The sequence below is a fragment of the Microvirga mediterraneensis genome (assembly GCF_013520865.1).
Classification (GTDB): domain Bacteria; phylum Pseudomonadota; class Alphaproteobacteria; order Rhizobiales; family Beijerinckiaceae; genus Microvirga; species Microvirga mediterraneensis.
Window position 1 is genome coordinate 186,350 of sequence record NZ_JACDXJ010000001.1, and the last position, 16,153, is coordinate 202,502.

Sequence of the window (16,153 nt, forward strand, 5' to 3'; positions counted from 1 at the left end):
GTCCCATGGCCCGAACCCGCGCCACCGATTATGACGACAAGCGCCGGGCGATCCTCGATCGTTCGGCCGAACTCTTTGCGGAGCACGGCTACGACCGCGCCTCAATGAGCAAGATCGCGGAAGCCTGTGGGGTCTCCAAGGCCAACCTTTACCACTACTACAAGGATAAGGAGGAGCTGCTCTTCGACGTGATCCGCTTTCATCTTGAGGAGTTGCTCGAGGTGGTGGAGGCGATTGATCGCCCGGATCTCTCCCCTGAAGATCGCCTGAGGGAACTGGTCGCGGCCCTGCTCGAGGCCTATCGCGATGCCGACGCCCAGCACAACGTGCAGATCAACGGCATGCGCCTGCTCTCGTCCGACCGCCAGGGCGAGCTCAAGGCCGTGGAGCGCGATCTGGTGAAGATATTTTCCGACGCCGTGGCGGGCGTGGCGCCGCAGCTCAAGGGGACAAAGCTGCTCAAGCCTGTGACCATGTCCCTCTTCGGCATGATCAACTGGCATTACCTCTGGTTCAAGAGTTCCGGCGAGGTGACCCGCGCGGATTATGCCGCCCTCGTATCCCAGCTCATCGTGGATGGGACCCGCAACCTTCATGCGGAACCCGCCGCCCCGTCACGGCGCGTCAGCGCTGCGGAATAGGAAGCCGTCCGCTAAAGACCTTGCCCTTCGAGTCCAAGCGGTGCTCGTCGGGAGGATCCGCGATCTCTCCACGTCATAGCCGGGCTTGTACTGGCCATCCCGATGCTACGAAGCGCCGTTCTCTCCAGAAGCAAGCTCACCGGTGCGAGGCCGGTGATGGCGTGGTGGATACCATCCCCGGCGAGGCGAAGGCTCGATACGGGAATTCCTCCACACTCAGGACAGGCCCGGAACGGCAAGGCCGAAGCGCGAGAGCGTCGGGTGGACGAGGCTCTGCCACTCGAGGGTCAGCTCCTCCCGTCCCTTCTGGCGCAATCCGTATTTCCGATGCTGGGCAAAATGGTCCGACGCGCTACTGCCGAAGGTTTCGGCCACGCGAGGATACCAGTAATTGATCGACGCCTGAGCATCGGTCCTGTCGTGCCCTCTCTCCAAGGCAACCTGTAATCCCTGTTGCCCGAGTTCCGCGTGGCGCCTCTCGGTAGGAAGGATATTAGCGAGAACGTCGGCAAAGGGCTGGTAGGAACCTCGTGTCAGCTCGTCGAGCTGCACCACGGTCGCATGTCCCATCAAGCAGTTCATCACCACCGCGTCGACCCAGCCGTTGATCGGGTAGTGGAACACGTTGAGGCGCATGTCGCCTTCCATGCGCCGCGTGCCGAGATTGACGCTGCGATCGAGTCGGGATGCCCAGGGATGGGCTCCCACATACTGGACCGTGTTGGCTCCGAACTGCTCCATCAGGTCCAAAACCTGTCGGGCATGGTTGAATTTGTCGAAGACGATGCGGGTCGCGATGATCCGCTCCTTCAACCCCGGGGCAAGGTTGATGCAGTCGGCGAAGCCGGAAGCGCCTGCCATCTCCGAATCGATGAAGATCGCCATCAGGCGCATCAGCTCGCCGCGATAGCGCGGCGTGACATTCCCCGGTGCGCTCAACCGGCCGCCGCCGGCTATGAAGGTGACGAGATCCTCATCATCGACCATGGCAGCGGCTCCCTCGTCATTTGTCGAAATCGACCAGGATCTTGTCGCTGACGGGATAGCTCTGGCAAGTCAGGATATACCCGCGGGCGATCTCATAATCCTCAAGGGCGAAGTTCGCATCCATGTCGACCTCGCCTTCGACCAGCATCGCCCGGCAGGTGGAGCAGACGCCGCCCTTGCAGGCATAGGGTAGCTCGAGCCCCTCGGCTGTCGCGGCATCGAGGACAGACGCGGTTCCCTTCTCGAACGAGAGGCTCCGGGCCCGTCCGTCGATGACGATGGTGGCCTCGCACAGGTTCTTGCGATCCTCCGCCCCCGTCTCCTCGGGCCTACGCTGCCGGCGGCTCGGCGTCGAGGTGGCGAAGAGTTCGAACTTGATCTGGCGCTTGTCGAGGCCATGCTCCTCGAGGCTTTGCGCGACACCCAGCATCATGTCCTGCGGCCCGCAGATGAAGGCGGTGTCGATGGACGACGCATCGATCCAGTGGTCGAGGAGCTGGTCGCACTTTTCCTTGGTCAGGCGCCCGTTGAAAAGATCGATGTCCTGCTGCTCGCGGCTGAGGATGTGGATCAGGCTGAAGCGGTCGAGGTGCTCGTTCTTGAGATCCTCCAGTTCCTCGCGGAACATGATCGAACTCGAAGCGCGGTTGCCGTAGAACAGCGTGAAAGAGGATTGCGGCTCGGCCACCAGCGTCGTCTTGACGATGCTGAGCAGGGGCGTGATCCCGCTGCCCGCAGCGAAGCCCACGAAGTGACGCTTGCGCGTCTGATCGAGCGGCACGAAGAAATTGCCCATCGGCGGCATGGCCTCGATGACCTGCCCGGGCGCGAGCTGCTCGCTGGCCCAGCTGGAGAATGCGCCGCCGGCGATTTTCTTGATGCCGACCCGGAGCCTACCCTCCATCGGCGTCGCGCAGATGGAATAGGATCGCCGCACTTCGTCGCCATCGATGGTGGTGCGTAGGGTCAGGTACTGACCCGGCGAGAAGCGGAACGCGTCCTTGTGCTCATCCGGCACATCAAGCGTCAGGATGATCGCATCGCGGGTTTCGCGTCGCACATCGGCGACTGTGACGGGGTAGAACTTCGTCATGGAGCGTCCGCTCGTTTCAAATGCATTTGAAGTAGTCGAAAGGTTCGAGGCAATCCCGGCACCGGTACTGCGCCTTGCACGGCGTCGACCCGAATTCGCTCACCCGTTCGGTATTTTCGGACTTGCAGCGCGGGCAGGCGATCACCAGAGGCTTGCGCAGGAAGCGGTCGAAGGGCGATGGCCCGCCGGCACTCTCGGCAGGCGGCGCGATCCCGTAGGCCTCCAAACGACGCCGCCCTTCCGGGGTGATCCAATCCGTCGTCCAGGGCGGCGAAAGGCGACGCTCGACGCGCAGGCGTTCGATTCCTCGCGCACGCAGGGCGACTTCGATCTCGAACGCGATGACGCTTGTCGCGGGACAGCCCGAATAGGTCGGGGTGATCGCGACGACGAGCTCGTCGCCGTCCCATTGCACATCGCGAACGATGCCGAGATCCATGACCGAGACGGCGGGCACCTCCGGGTCGGGAACCTCGTCCAGCCAGCGTCTGATCTGATCCGGGTCCGGTCGTGTCAGGCTGTCGATCATCGCTCCCGCGCTCCTTACCACGTGGCGTTGGGATAGGCCCGCTGCAGGAATTGGAGATCCGCCAGGATGTAGCCGAGATGCTCGGAATGGATGCCGCGCCTTCCGCCCTTTTGGGCCCAGCCGGGTTGCGGGAGGCTCAGCGTCGCCTCCTTGGCCGTCGCCCGGACGAGCCCGAGCCAGGGTTCGTGCAGCGTCGCGAGGTCGGGCCCCAAGCCGTCCTGGACCATGGCCCGGTCGATCTCGTCGTTGTCGAACAGCTCACCCGTATACATCCACAGATCGTCGACGGCCGCCTGCATCCGGCGACGGCTCTCCTCCGTCCCGTCGCCGAGGCGCAGAACCCAGTCCCGGCTCCGCTCGAGGTGATAGGTGATTTCCTTGAGGCTCTTCGCGGCAATCTCGGCGATGCGGGAATCCTTCGAACCGGTCAGCTCCCGCAGCAGCAGGTAATGCCAGGCATCGAAATAGAACTGGCGCGCCATCGTGGCGGCAAAATCGCCGTTCGGCTGCTCGACGAGCAGGACATTGCGAAAATCGCGCGCATCGCGGAGATAGGCGAGCCTGTCGGCGTCCCGTCCCTTGCCCTCCACCTCGCCTGCGAGGTTCAGCCACAGCTGCGTCTGCCCGATGAGGTCGAGGGCGACGTTGGAGAGCGCCAGGTCCTCCTCGAGGGCCGGCGAATGCCCGCACCATTCCGACAGGCGATGCCCCAGGATCAGGGCATTGTCCCCAAGGCGCAGCAGATACTCGAAGAGAGCGTCCTGGTCGTTCATCACATATGCCCCAGCTCTTCGGGAATCTCGTAGAAGGTCGGGTGGCGATAGACCTTGCTGTTGGCGGGATCGAACAGCGGACCCTTTTCGCCGGGCGAACTCGCCGCGATGTCGGACGCCTTCACGACCCAGATGCTGACGCCCTCGTTGCGGCGCGTATAGACGTCACGCGCATTCATGATCGCCATCTCGGCATCCGGCGCATGCAGGCTGCCCACGTGGCGGTGGGCCAGGCCGTGCTGGCTGCGGATGAACACCTCCCAGAGAGGCCATTCCTTCTTGTCGGTCATGCTCGTTCTCTCCCTTACGCAGCCTTGGCCTTTGCTCGCGCCGCCTTCTTGGCCGCATAGGCGTCGGCCGCGTCGCGCACCCACTGCCCTTCCTCGTAGGCCTTGACGCGGGTGCGCAGGCGCTGGCGGTTGCAGGGGCCGTTGCCGGCGATGACCTGATAGAACTCATCCCAGTCGATCGCGCCGAAATCGTAATGGCCGCGCTCCGCGTTCCATTTGAGGTCGGGATCCGGGACGGTGAGTCCGAGATATTCGGCCTGCGGCACCGTCTGGTCGACGAATTTCTGGCGCAGCTCGTCGTTGGAGTTGATCTTGATCTTCCAGCGCATGGACTGGGCGCTGTGCACCGAATCCGCATCGGAGGGGCCGAACATCATGAGCGACGGCCACCACCAGCGGTTCAGCGCATCCTGCGCCATCTGCTTCTGCTCGGGCGTCCCTCGGGCGAGCTTCGTCATGGCGTCGTAGCCCTGGCGCTGATGGAAGCTCTCCTCCTTGCAGATGCGGATCATGGCGCGGGAATAGGGCCCATAGGAGCAACGCTGCAGCGGCACCTGATTCATGATCGCGGCCCCGTCGACGAGCCAGCCGATAGCGCCGATATCGGCCCAGGTCAGCGTCGGATAGTTGAAGATGCTGGAATACTTGGCCTTGCCGCTGTTGAGCTGCTCCATGAGCTCGTCGCGGCTCACGCCCAGGGTTTCGGCTGCGCAGTAGAGGTAAAGTCCGTGGCCGGCCTCGTCCTGCACCTTGGCGAGTAGGATGGCCTTGCGCTCCAGGGTCGGGGCACGTGTGATCCAGTTGCCCTCCGGCTGCATGCCGATGATCTCGGAATGGGCGTGCTGCGAGATCTGTCGGATCAGGGTCTTGCGATAGGCCTCCGGCATCCACTCCTTCGGCTCGATCTTGATGTCGGCATCGACACGGTCCTGGAAGGCCTGCTCCTCAGGGGACATCTCATCCTTGGACCGGACATGCTCGACGCCCGTTTTCACCATCTGTGCATACACGGCGCTTCTCCCTGGCTTCCCGGCCCTGCCGGCCTCTTCCCACCTGGGGCACGGGCAAGATCCCGGCGCGCAGGCGGCATGCCTCTCCGGCTCTCCGTGGGCCTCCTCAATATGTCACATGAATTAATTTATTCAAGAATTTCTTGTAACGTATTCGTCAGCCGATTTTCACCGCGGCAACCGGCTTCATCGCGGCGAAACGCTGCTTGAAATCCCGGTCGGCCGCCGGCAGAGGTCCAGTGTCGTTCTGGGCATGGGTGTCGATCCAGCGTTCCGCCGCCGGGAGCAGGGTCCTGTAGATCGTGCCGCAGAGAGCACGGGCAGCCGTTCCGGCCCAGGGCTCGGGAAGAAGCTGCGCGGGCAGCAGCGGGTCCTTCAGGACGGCCCGGCGGTAATCGTGGATCAGAAGGATGCGGACCAGCAGGGCATCGAGATTCGTGAACCCGGCACCTCTTTCCAGGGCTCCGCGGATTCCCGAGTAGATATCGATGAACCGCTTGTAGCGGCCCTCGATCTCCGCCAGGGGCCAGGCCTTCTCCACCAGCCTCCGGGCCGTCGCCGGATCGGCTGGGGTCGCGCTCAGCCTCAGGAAGGGGCCTGTTCCATCGGTCAAGGATGTGGCCGCCAGCAGGAGGTCCGGCCCAAGGGCGCCGTAGCCCGCCACTGTGAGTTCGCTCCTGAGCGCACTGCGGTCCTGGGCGTTTTCGAGGAGGAGGAGGTCGAAGGAACCCTGCCAGTCCTGGGGCGGGTCGGCATAGATCCGCTGCGTAGCCTGGGCGAAAGCCTCCTGCCCCTGGAGCGTCAGGCGGTAATAGCTGTTGCGCCCGACCTTCCAGCGCTCGAACCACCCTTCGGACACGAGGCGGGACAAGGCCGTCCGGACGAGCGTGTCGCTGATGCGGAAGGCCCGCATGATCTCATGCAGGGACGCGAGGGACAGAACCCCGCCCCGGGGCACCACCGCATCCCCGAAGACGGTCACGATCAACGAACCCGCCCGGATCGGCGTCCGCTCGTGGAACTTGTCCAGCAGGGTCTCTACGAACGCGACCATGCAAGCCTACTCCGGTTCTCTATGGCCAAGGCGATCTTTGCCTCTCACCTACCCATTCTTCAGCATGCCTGTCGAGCCATGCCGTCCGCCCGGAACCATCCGCAAAATTCCTTGACTAACCGGCCGGTCGGTCAATAATGCCGTAAAGATCCGGCGATGCCAATGCCGCCGCCCGTCATAGCAATCCAAGGTGCCCCATGAGACTCGAGAGCTTCGTTCGCGGAAGTTGGATGTCGCCCGGCCAGGACTTGGCCGACATTCACAGCGCCGTCACCGGAAACGTCGTCGCCCAGGTCGCCAGCGGCGGCCTCGATATGGGCGAGGTGCTGGCCTATGCCCGTCAGGTCGGCGGTCCCGCCTTGCGGAAGCTCACCTTCCATCAGCGGGCGGAATTGCTGAAACGCCTTGCCATTTACTTGTCAGAGCGGAAGGAGCAACTCTATACGCTTTCCTTCCAGACCGGCACCACGCGAACCGACAACTTCATCGACGTGGACGGCGGTATCGGCACCCTCTTCGTCTATGCCTCCAAGGGCCGCCGCGAACTGCCCAACACCACCTTCCTTCTGGATGGAAATGTCGAGGCGCTGTCAAAGGGTGGCAGCTTCGTCGGCCAGCACGTGATGACGCCGCTCCACGGCGTCGCCGTTCACATCAACGCCTTCAACTTCCCCTGCTGGGGCATGCTGGAAAAGCTCGCCCCCGCCATCCTGGCCGGCGTGCCGGTGGTCACGAAACCCGCGACGATTACGTCCTATGTGGCGCATGCCCTCGTGCGCATGATCGCGGAATCCCGCATCCTTCCGGACGGCGCCCTGCAATGCATCGTGGGCTCCACGGGCGATCTCTTCGACCACCTGACCTGCCAGGACGTGGTGTCGTTCACGGGCTCCGCCGACACGGCCCAGAAGCTACAGCGACACCCGGTCATCGCGCGGGAATCCGTCCGCTTCATCGCCGAGCGCGACTCGCTCAACGCGGCGATCCTCGCGCCCGACGCCGGACCGGGCACGCCTGAATTCGACCTCTTCATCAAGGAGGTCGCCAAGGAGATGACGGTCAAGGCCGGGCAGAAATGCACCGCCATCCGGCGCGCCATCGCGCCAAACACCCATGTTCCGGCCGTGATCGAGGCCCTGGGCGAGCGGCTGTCCAAGATCAAGGTCGGCAATCCCGAGCTGGAAGGCGTCCGCATGGGACCGGTCGTCGGCCTCGGGCAGCGCCGCGACGTGCTCGCTCAGGTGGCGAAGCTGCGCGCGGAAGCGGACATCGTCGTCGGCGATCCCGATAACTTCACGGTCGAGGGCGCGGACCGGGAACGCGGCGCCTTCCTTCCCCCACTCGTGCTGCATTGCCCGGACCCGATCCGGGCCACCAACGTGCACAGCGTCGAGGCTTTCGGCCCCGTCTGCACCGTCATGGGCTATGACGGCCTCGATCAGGCCGTGGCCCTGGCCAACAAGGGCGACGGCAGCCTCGTCGCCTCGCTCTACACCTACGATCCCTCGGCTGCGGCCGATCTCGTCTTCGGCGTCGGCGCCTTCCACGGCCGTCTCGTGCTGATCGACCGCGACTGCGCCAAGGAGCAGACGGGCCACGGCTCGCCGATGCCCCACATGGTCCATGGGGGACCAGGACGGGCCGGCGGCGGCGAGGAACTCGGCGGCATGCGCGGCGTGCACCATTACATGCAGCGCACGGCCCTGCAGGGTTCGCCCGCCATGCTCTCGCGTGTGACGCAAAGCTGGATCAAGGGCGCGCCGACCATCGAGGAGGGACGCCACCCCTTCCGCTACTATTTCGAGGATCTCGCCATCGGTCAGACCTTCGTCTCGAAGGAACGCACGATCACTCTCGAGGATATCGAGCATTTCGCAGAATTCACCGGCGACACCTTCTATGCTCACATGAGCGAGGAGGCGACGAAGAACCATCCGTTCTTCCCCGGCCGCGTGGCCCACGGCTATCTGCTCCTATCCTTCGCGGCAGGGCTCTTCGTCGACCCGGATCTCGGCCCGGTGCTTGCCAATTACGGTCTCGACTCCTTACGTTTCGTCAAGCCCGTGCAGCCGGGCGAGACCATCAAGGTCCGGCTGACGGCAAAATCCAAATCGCCGCGCAATGAGCAATACGGCGAGGTACGGTGGGACGTGGAGATCATGACGGACAAGGGTGAAACGGTTGCGACCTACGAGCTCCTTACGATGAACGCGGTGCGCCCATGACGGCGGCTTCGCCCGAGGATACCGGTCCGGTCAGGCTGATTTCCACGTACCCGGTCGCCCTGATCGAAATCGACAATCCTCCGGTCAACGCTACGTCGCAGGCAGTCCGGGCGGGGTTGCTCGCGGCGATCCAGGAGGTCGACCACGATCCCCGGATCGAAGCCGTGGTGATTGCCTGCGCGGGAAAAACCTTCGTGGCCGGGGCCGACATCCGCGAGTTCGGCCAGATTCCGCGCGAGCCGCACCTGCCCGACGTGATCAACGCCATCGAGGCCTGCGCCAAGCCCGTCGTCGCGGCCATCCAGGGCACGGCCCTCGGCGGCGGCTGCGAGATTGCCCTGGCCTGCCATGCCCGCGTGGCCGAGCCGGGCGCGAGCCTGGGCCTGCCGGAGGTCAAGCTCGGGCTGGTGCCGGGAGCCGGCGGCACGCAGCGCCTGCCCCGGCTCGTCGGGCTGGAAGCAGCCCTGGACCTCGTCACCAGCGGACGCCCCGTCAAGGCGCAGGAAGCCCTGCGTCTCGGCCTCGTCGACCGGCTGTCGTCCGGCGATCTCCGCCAGGATGCGATGGCGCTGGCACGAGAGCTGATCGGCCAGCCGCTGCGCCGCACCGGCGAGCGGAGGGTGGCCCCGATGGATGTGGAAGCGGCATCGGCGAAAATCAAGGAAATCCGGAAGAAAGCCAGGGGCGCGGAAGCTCCGGGCAAGGCCGCGGACCTCGTTCTCCTGGCGGCAACCCTGCCGCTTCAGGAGGGCATGGCGCGGGAACGCGAGACTTTCCTGGAGCTGCGCTCCTCCGCGCAATCGGCGGCCCTGCGGCATGCCTTCTTTGCCGAGCGGGACGTCATGCGCCTGCCGGGCCTCGACAAGGTCGAGCCTCGCCCCGTCCGGAAGGTCGGGATCGTCGGGGCCGGGACCATGGGCTCCGGGATCGCCATTGCCTTTGCGGACGCCGGTTTCGACGTCAGGATCGTCGAGACGAGCGAACAGGCTCTTAGCGCCGGGCAGGCTCGGGTTAAGGACGTCTACGACAAGCAGGTTTCCAGCGGCCGGATCACCCCGGACGCGCGGGACGAGCGATTGAAAGCCATTGGGTATGCGGTTGGTATCTCCTCCCTTTCGGACCGGGAGCTCGTCATCGAGGCGGTGTTCGAGGATCTGGAGGTCAAGCGCGCGCTTTTCCGCGATCTCGACGCCATTTTGCCAATTGGAACAATCCTGGCAACGAATACCAGTTACCTTGACATCTCGCTGATAGCCGCTGCCACATCGCGGCCGGCCGACGTGGTGGGCCTGCATTTCTTCAGCCCGGCCCACGTGATGAAGCTCCTCGAGATCGTCCGGACCGACGCGACGGCCGCCGATGTGGTCGCGACGGGCCTCGCCCTCGCCAAGCGCCTGCGCAAGATCCCGGTGGTCTGCCGGGTCTGCGACGGCTTCGTCGGGAACCGGATCCTGTCGCGCTATCGCCAGCAGGCGGAGTACCTGCTCGAGGAAGGCGCCTTGCCGCACGAGGTCGATGCCGCCCTTGAAGCCTTCGGCTTCCCGATGGGGCCCTTCGCCGTGTCCGACCTCGCCGGGCTCGACATCAATTGGGCGCGCCGCAAGCGCCTGGCGCCGACCCGCGATCCGCGCGAGCGCTACGTGGACATCGCCGACCGTCTCTGCGAGGCGGGCCGGTTCGGACGCAAGACCGGCGCGGGCTGGTATCGCTACGAGGGCGGCACGCGCGAGATCGACCCGGCCGTAACGGCGCTCGTGGAGGAATCCTCGCAGCGGCGCGGGCTCACGCGACGCCCCATTTCGGCGGAGGAGATCCAGTCGCGCATCCGCGCCGCCATCGTCAACGAAGCGTGCAAGATCCTCGACGAGCGCATCGTCGAGCGGCCGCTCGATGTCGACGTGGTGATGATGCACGGCTACGGCTATCCGGCCTGGCGCGGCGGTCCCCTGTTCGAGGCGGACCGCGTGGGATTGCAGCCGATCCTCGCGCAGGTGAAGGAGCGCGCCGCGCAGGACGGGCCGGGCTGGGAACCGGCCGAGAGTCTCGTCAGCCGCGCCGCGACGGGAGCGAAGTTCTATCCGTAAAGCCAAGCACGACTAAGAAGCGGGGGGATCCTTCATGTTCGATCGGACGGCCGCAGAGGCCATGCTCGAAAGCGTGTTCGCGCCATGGGTGCAGGCGCTTGATCTCTCCATCGAGAGCCTCGACAAGGAGAGCGCAACCGTGCGCATGCGGTTCTCCGAAAGGCTCTGCCGCGACAACGGCGTGATCTGCGGCCAGGCTCTCATGAGCCTCGCCGACACCGCGATGGTGTTCGCCGTGTCCTCCGCCGGCGACGCCTACCGGCCGATGACCACGGTCGACCAGACCATGCATTTCCTGCGTCCGGCGGCGAATGCCGACGTGCTGGCGGAGGCGAAGATCGTCCGACTCGGGCGCACCATGGCGTTCGGCAGCGTGACGCTCACCACCGACGGTGACGCGCGGCCCGTGGCGATGGCGCAGCTCGCCTATGCGCTGTTGGGTGAGGGTCGGTAGAGGCGGCGATCCTTTCACGTCATGGCCGGCCCAGTGCCGGCCATCTCAGTTGTGTGAGGCGGTGCGTTCGACAGAAGCGGGATCACCTGCACGAGGCCGGTGATGACACTGAAGCGGCCCTTCCAACCGAGACTGCCTGCTCAAAACGGCAGCGCGACGCTCGTCTTGATCTCCTTGAGGATCACGTTGGTGCGCACGTAGCGGATGCCGGGCAGGCGGAACATGAACTCGTCGAGGAATGCGTTGTAGGCCTTCATGTCGCGCACGACGACGCGCAGGTGGTAATCGGCGTCGCCCGTGGTGGCGAAGCATTCCAGGACCTCGGCGCGCTCCGTCACGCGCGACACGAACTCGTCGACGAATTTCGCATCGTGCCGTTCGAGCGATACGTGCAGGATCGCCGAGGTGGTAAACCCCGCTTTCTCCCGGTCAACCAGGGCCGAATAGCCCACGATCACGCCTGTCTCCTCGAGCGAGCGCACGCGCCGCCAGCAGGCTGAGGTGGACATGCCCACATCTTCGGCGAGCTGCTGGTTCGTCGTGCGCCCCTCCTTCTGGAGCTGCGCCAGAATATGCTCGTCCTGCCTGTCCAACATGGCGCGCCTTCCTTGGATACTTTTGCCATTTATAGCGCATCCTCGAATGACATCTACCGCAGGATGCCGGTTTCCGGGAATGAATAGGAAACATCTACCAGCCGTTCGGGATTATCCTGGAAGCAATAACGAATGCGCCCGCTTCGGGAGGAAGCCGATGAAAAGCGTTCCGTCACTCGATTCCTATCAGCTCGCCGACCGCTATGCCCGCGAGGCGGGCCGGGTCTTCCTCACAGGCACCCAGGCCATCGTCCGCATCGTGCTCGACCAGGCCAAGCGCGACAGGGCGGCGGGGCTCGACACCGCCGGCTTCGTGTCCGGCTATCGTGGATCGCCGCTCGGCGGCGTCGATCTCGAACTCTGGCGCGTGAAGGAACAGCTGAAGGCGAACCGGATCGAGTTCCTGCCCGCCGTCAACGAGGACCTGGCCGCGACGGCGGTTCTCGGTTCGCAGCAGGTCGAGACCAGCCCCGACCGGCAGGTGCAGGGCGTGTTCGGCCTCTGGTACGGCAAGGGCCCGGGCGTCGACCGCTCCGGCGATGCGCTCAAGCACGGCAACGCCTACGGCTCGTCGCCCCATGGCGGCGTGCTGGTGATCGCAGGCGACGATCATGGCTGCGTGTCCTCCTCCATGCCGCATCAATCCGACGTCGCCTTCATGAGCTGGTTCATGCCGACGCTCCATCCGGCGAGCGTCGCGGAGTATCTCGAATACGGCGAGTACGGTTATGCGCTCAGCCGCTTCTCCGGCATGTGGGTCGGCTTCAAGGCCGTATCGGAGATCGTCGAATCCGGCGCGTCCGTGGAGCTGCATCCGCCACGCCGGTTCATTGAGCCCGATTTCAACCCGCCGCCCGGCGGCCTGCATTACCGCTGGCCGGACCTGCCGGGGCCGCAGATCGAAGAACGCATGGAGGCGAAGAAGCACGCGGTCTATGCCTTCGCCAAAGCGAACCCCATCGACCGGCGCATCTACGACATCCCGAATGCGAGCTACGGCATCGTCACCGCCGGCAAGGCGCATCTCGACCTGATGGAGGCCCTGCGCCTCATCGGCCTCGACGATGCCGCCTGCCGGGCCCGCGGCATCGACATCTACAAGGTCGGCATGGTGTGGCCGCTCGCCCTGCACGATGCGCTGGAATTCGTGAAGGGCAAGCGCGAGATCCTCGTGATCGAGGAGAAGCGCGGCATCATCGAAAGCCAGTTCAAGGAATATTTCTACGACTATCCGGGCTCGAAGCCCGAGCGCATGGTCGGCAAGCACGACGAGACCGGCGAGCGGCTCATCCCCTGGACGGGCGAGCTGTCGCCGCGCTTCCTCGCGGGCGTTCTCGCCCGGCGTCTCGACCCGATCTTCCCCGATCTCGGTCTCACGCAGCGCGCCGCCGCGCTGACGCCTGAGCCCGAGCGCGTGATCGCCGTTCCGGGCGCAACGCGCACGCCGTACTTTTGCTCCGGCTGCCCGCACAACACCTCGACCAAGGTGCCGGAGGGCTCGAAGGCGCTCGCGGGCATCGGCTGCCACTTCATGGCGAGCTGGATGGATCGCGAGACATCGTCCCTCATCCAGATGGGAGGCGAAGGCGTGAACTGGGCTGCCTCGTCGAAGTTCACCGGCCAGGGCCACATCTTCCAGAACCTCGGCGAAGGCACCTATTACCATTCCGGCTCCATGGCGATCCGGCAGGCCATCGCGGCGGGCGCCAACATCACCTACAAGATCCTGTTCAACGACGCGGTCGCCATGACGGGCGGCCAGCCGGTCGACGGGCCCGTGAGCGTCTACGCCATCGCGCACAGCGTGCGCGCCGAGGGCGTGTCGCGCATCGCGCTCGTGTCGGACCATCCGGAGAAGTTCAACGCCTCCGACCTGCCGAAGGGCGTGACGATCCATCCGCGCGAGGATCTCGATGCGGTCCAGAAGGAACTTCGCACGATCTCCGGCGTCACGGTGCTGATCTACGAGCAGACCTGCGCGACGGAAAAGCGCCGCCGCCGCAAGCGCGGACAGATGGAGGACCCGAAGCGCTTCGCCTACATCAACGACCTCGTCTGCGAAGGCTGCGGCGATTGCTCGGTGGCGTCCAACTGCCTGAGCGTCGAGCCGAAGGAGACGCCGTTCGGACGCAAGCGCAAGATCAACCTCTCCACCTGCAACAAGGACTTCTCCTGCCTGGAGGGATTCTGCCCCAGCTTCGTGACCGTGGAAGGCGCCACGCGCCGGGCGAAGGCCACGAGCGGCTTCGATGCCGCCGCGCGCGCGGCGTCCCTGCCCTCGCCTGCCCTTCCCGATCTTTCGAAGCCCTTCGATCTTCTCGTGACCGGCGTCGGCGGAACCGGCGTCGTCACCATCGGGGCGCTTATCAGCATGGCGGCGCATCTGGAAGGGCGCGGCGTCTCGGTGCTCGATTTCACGGGCTTCGCGCAGAAGTTCGGCCCCGTGCTGAGCTTCGTCCGCCTCGCGGAGAATCCCGATGCGCTGCATCAGGTGCGCATCGACCAGGGCGCGGCCGACGCGCTGATCGGCTGCGACGTCGTCGTCAGCTCCTCGCCCAAGGCGTCCGGCACCTATCGGCACGGCACGCGCGCCGTGGTCAATACCGCCGAGATGCCGACCGGCGACGTGGTGCGCTTCCGCGATGCGGATCTCGCCAGCCGCACGCGTCTTCGCGCCATCGAGCGCGTGATCGGCGTCGGCAACATGGCGACGCTCGACGCCAATGCTCTCGCCGAGACGCTGCTCGGCGATTCGGTCTACGCCAATGTGATGATGCTCGGCTTCGCGTGGCAGCAGGGCCTCGTGCCGGTGTCGTTCGAGGCTCTCTCCCGCGCCATCGCACTCAACGGCGTCACCGTCGAGCGCAACCGGCAGGCCTTCGCCTGGGGACGGCTGCTCTGCGCCGCTCCCGACGTCGTTCACCAGGTCGCGGGCGACAAGCCCCAGGAGGTCGAGACGCTCGACCAGGTGATCGCCCGGCGCGTCGCGTTCCTGACCGCTTACCAGAACGCCGCCTATGCGGGCCGCTTTGAATCCCTGGTGGCGCGGGTGCGCAAGGCCGAGGGCGCGCTCGGCTCCGAGGCGCTGACCGACGCGGTGGCGCGCTCGCTCTTCAAGCTCATGTCCTACAAGGACGAGTACGAGGTCGCGCGCCTCCACATGGAGACGGGCTTCCTCGACGAGCTCAAGCGGCAGTTCGAGGGCGACTTCACGGTGCATTATCATCTGGCGCCGCCGCTCCTGCCGGCGAAGCGCGATGCGCGCGGCCGCCCACGCAAACGCAGCTTCGGCCCCTGGCTCCAGACGCCCCTGTCGGTCCTGGCCAAACTAAAGGTGCTGCGCGGCACTCCGCTCGATGTCTTCGGCTACACGGCCGAGCGGCGCATGGAGCGGGCGCTCATCGGCTGGTACGAGGCGCAGATCGACAGGATCCTCGGCGCCCTCGGCCAACGGCCCTTCGCCGACCTTCTCGCCATCGCCAAGGCCCCGATGGACATCCGCGGCTACGGCCCGGTCAAGGAAGCCGCCATCCATCGGGTGCAGGCGGATGTGGAGCGTCTGTGGGAGCGCGCGGCGGCGCCCCCCGAGGCAATCGACAGCCGCGCGCCCCAGGCCGTTCGGGCTTGATGGCTGCTCCACCACGTCATCACCGGGCTTGCCCCGGTGATCTCGGTTGATTGAGACACAGCGCTTCACGGCATCGAGATGGCCGGCACTGGGCCGGCCATGACGTGGGGGGATCATTCCCGGCCGGAGCGAAGCGGAGGGGAAGGGAAACCATAGCACCGAGCGTGATCGTGGATCCCCTTCCCGGCCCTAACGGGCCGCCGGGGATGACACTGATATTCTCACGCACGCCGGAGGAAACGAAACGCCGCGCAGCCGCCTCACGATTCCTGGCTCACTCCGCCCTGCGTCGTCATCATGACCTTCGTCAGGGCGGCCACGAGATCATCCGGGAGAATGGGCTTGTGCAGGAACGCCGCGTTGGGCGGCATGTCACCGGGACCGGGACCGGTCTTGCCGGAAATGACGAGGACGCCCACCTCGGGCCAGCCCTGGCGGACGAGGCGCGCGAACTCGAAGCCGTCGATGGAGCCCGGCATGTCCACGTCCGTGAGAACCGCCGAGATGTCGGGCCGCGTCTTCAGCACCTCGAAGGCCTCGTCGGCGTCCTGGGCCTCGACGACCCAGAACTCGGCCTCGCGCAGAATATCGACCTGCGTCAGACGGACGAGCGGCTCGTCTTCAACCAGGAGCACGACCGGCTGCCTTACAATTCTGCGATGGGGTTTCATGCACGTTCAAACGGACATTTCCCGATCCGGTTCCCACGGCTCGCGCAGGCGTGAGGGCGTACTCTCAGAGGCAGGCGAGCATGATGTCGGTCCGATCGGCGGAGCCCTCCTGTCGTGG

At 65.4% G+C, this 16,153-nt stretch carries 14 protein-coding genes; 5 read left to right on the forward strand and 9 right to left on the reverse strand.

The window, feature by feature from the left end; translation table 11 throughout:
- Positions 1 to 5: 5 nt before the first annotated feature.
- Positions 6 to 641: a TetR/AcrR family transcriptional regulator gene (locus H0S73_RS00845; RefSeq protein ID WP_181050372.1), complete on the forward strand. Its 636-nt coding sequence runs from the start codon at positions 6 to 8 to the stop codon at positions 639 to 641.
- Positions 642 to 857: 216 nt separating this feature from the next.
- On the opposite strand, the gene H0S73_RS00850 is transcribed toward H0S73_RS00845, so the two are convergent.
- From H0S73_RS00850 to H0S73_RS00880, 7 genes are all read right to left on the reverse strand, one after another.
- A complete protein-coding gene (locus H0S73_RS00850) occupies positions 858 to 1,628 on the reverse strand; it encodes a Phenylacetic acid catabolic protein (protein ID WP_181050373.1) in 771 nt (256 codons plus the stop codon).
- Positions 1,629 to 1,644: 16 nt separating this feature from the next.
- Positions 1,645 to 2,721: a 1,2-phenylacetyl-CoA epoxidase subunit PaaE gene (paaE, locus tag H0S73_RS00855; RefSeq protein ID WP_181050374.1), complete on the reverse strand. Its 1,077-nt coding sequence runs from the start codon at positions 2,719 to 2,721 to the stop codon at positions 1,645 to 1,647.
- Between the two features lie 16 nt (positions 2,722 to 2,737).
- Positions 2,738 to 3,250 carry a 1,2-phenylacetyl-CoA epoxidase subunit PaaD gene (paaD, locus tag H0S73_RS00860; RefSeq protein ID WP_181050375.1) on the reverse strand — a complete coding sequence of 171 codons (513 nt, stop codon included), beginning with the start codon at positions 3,248 to 3,250 and terminating at the stop codon, positions 2,738 to 2,740.
- Positions 3,251 to 3,264: 14 nt separating this feature from the next.
- A complete protein-coding gene (gene paaC, locus H0S73_RS00865) occupies positions 3,265 to 4,023 on the reverse strand; it encodes a 1,2-phenylacetyl-CoA epoxidase subunit PaaC (RefSeq protein WP_181050376.1) in 759 nt (252 codons plus the stop codon).
- Complete coding sequence (gene paaB / locus H0S73_RS00870; RefSeq protein WP_181050377.1) at positions 4,023 to 4,313, reverse strand: 1,2-phenylacetyl-CoA epoxidase subunit PaaB; 291 nt, start codon at positions 4,311 to 4,313, stop codon at positions 4,023 to 4,025. Before paaB ends, paaC begins: the two co-directional genes overlap by 1 nt.
- Before the next feature lie 14 nt (positions 4,314 to 4,327).
- Complete coding sequence (paaA, locus tag H0S73_RS00875; RefSeq protein WP_181050378.1) at positions 4,328 to 5,323, reverse strand: 1,2-phenylacetyl-CoA epoxidase subunit PaaA; 996 nt, start codon at positions 5,321 to 5,323, stop codon at positions 4,328 to 4,330.
- A 157-nt stretch (positions 5,324 to 5,480) separates the two neighbouring features.
- Positions 5,481 to 6,377, reverse strand: coding sequence for a PaaX family transcriptional regulator C-terminal domain-containing protein (locus tag H0S73_RS00880; protein ID WP_181050379.1), 897 nt, complete (start codon positions 6,375 to 6,377; stop codon positions 5,481 to 5,483).
- A gap of 197 nt (positions 6,378 to 6,574) precedes the next feature.
- Here H0S73_RS00880 and paaZ point away from each other — a divergent pair, with 197 nt between their 5' ends.
- From paaZ to H0S73_RS00895, 3 genes are read left to right on the forward strand one after another with little or no spacing between them, the layout of a single operon-like run.
- Positions 6,575 to 8,602, forward strand: coding sequence for a phenylacetic acid degradation bifunctional protein PaaZ (gene paaZ / locus H0S73_RS00885; protein ID WP_181050380.1), 2,028 nt, complete (start codon positions 6,575 to 6,577; stop codon positions 8,600 to 8,602).
- Positions 8,599 to 10,686 (forward strand): 3-hydroxyacyl-CoA dehydrogenase NAD-binding domain-containing protein, encoded by a 2,088-nt coding sequence (locus tag H0S73_RS00890; protein ID WP_181050381.1) that lies wholly within the window; start codon positions 8,599 to 8,601, stop codon positions 10,684 to 10,686. The genes paaZ and H0S73_RS00890 overlap by 4 nt, the downstream gene beginning before the upstream one ends.
- Positions 10,687 to 10,720: 34 nt before the next feature.
- Positions 10,721 to 11,140 carry a PaaI family thioesterase gene (locus H0S73_RS00895; protein ID WP_181050382.1) on the forward strand — a complete coding sequence of 140 codons (420 nt, stop codon included), beginning with the start codon at positions 10,721 to 10,723 and terminating at the stop codon, positions 11,138 to 11,140.
- Between the two features lie 140 nt (positions 11,141 to 11,280).
- Here the strand turns inward: H0S73_RS00895 and H0S73_RS00900 are convergent, their stop codons facing one another.
- Positions 11,281 to 11,736: an Lrp/AsnC family transcriptional regulator gene (locus H0S73_RS00900; RefSeq protein WP_181050383.1), complete on the reverse strand. Its 456-nt coding sequence runs from the start codon at positions 11,734 to 11,736 to the stop codon at positions 11,281 to 11,283.
- Between the two features lie 157 nt (positions 11,737 to 11,893).
- Here H0S73_RS00900 and H0S73_RS00905 point away from each other — a divergent pair, with 157 nt between their 5' ends.
- Positions 11,894 to 15,364, forward strand: coding sequence for an indolepyruvate ferredoxin oxidoreductase family protein (locus tag H0S73_RS00905; RefSeq protein WP_181050384.1), 3,471 nt, complete (start codon positions 11,894 to 11,896; stop codon positions 15,362 to 15,364).
- Between the two features lie 260 nt (positions 15,365 to 15,624).
- Here the strand turns inward: H0S73_RS00905 and H0S73_RS00910 are convergent, their stop codons facing one another.
- Entirely contained in the window at positions 15,625 to 16,035 is a 411-nt protein-coding gene (locus tag H0S73_RS00910; RefSeq protein WP_181050385.1) for a response regulator, read from the reverse strand.
- Positions 16,036 to 16,153 lie beyond the last annotated feature (118 nt).

Coding starts and splice junctions, on each gene's coding strand:
- H0S73_RS00845 (WP_181050372.1), top strand. CDS start 6: ATGGCCCGAACCCGCGCCACCGATTATGACGACAAGCGCCGGGCGATC.
- H0S73_RS00850 (WP_181050373.1), bottom strand. CDS start 1,628: ATGGTCGATGATGAGGATCTCGTCACCTTCATAGCCGGCGGCGGCCGG.
- paaE (WP_181050374.1), bottom strand. CDS start 2,721: ATGACGAAGTTCTACCCCGTCACAGTCGCCGATGTGCGACGCGAAACC.
- paaD (WP_181050375.1), bottom strand. CDS start 3,250: ATGATCGACAGCCTGACACGACCGGACCCGGATCAGATCAGACGCTGG.
- paaC (WP_181050376.1), bottom strand. CDS start 4,023: ATGAACGACCAGGACGCTCTCTTCGAGTATCTGCTGCGCCTTGGGGAC.
- paaB (WP_181050377.1), bottom strand. CDS start 4,313: ATGACCGACAAGAAGGAATGGCCTCTCTGGGAGGTGTTCATCCGCAGC.
- H0S73_RS00880 (WP_181050379.1), bottom strand. CDS start 6,377: ATGGTCGCGTTCGTAGAGACCCTGCTGGACAAGTTCCACGAGCGGACG.
- paaZ (WP_181050380.1), top strand. CDS start 6,575: ATGAGACTCGAGAGCTTCGTTCGCGGAAGTTGGATGTCGCCCGGCCAG.
- H0S73_RS00890 (WP_181050381.1), top strand. CDS start 8,599: ATGACGGCGGCTTCGCCCGAGGATACCGGTCCGGTCAGGCTGATTTCC.
- H0S73_RS00895 (WP_181050382.1), top strand. CDS start 10,721: ATGTTCGATCGGACGGCCGCAGAGGCCATGCTCGAAAGCGTGTTCGCG.
- H0S73_RS00900 (WP_181050383.1), bottom strand. CDS start 11,736: ATGTTGGACAGGCAGGACGAGCATATTCTGGCGCAGCTCCAGAAGGAG.
- H0S73_RS00905 (WP_181050384.1), top strand. CDS start 11,894: ATGAAAAGCGTTCCGTCACTCGATTCCTATCAGCTCGCCGACCGCTAT.
- H0S73_RS00910 (WP_181050385.1), bottom strand. CDS start 16,035: ATGAAACCCCATCGCAGAATTGTAAGGCAGCCGGTCGTGCTCCTGGTT.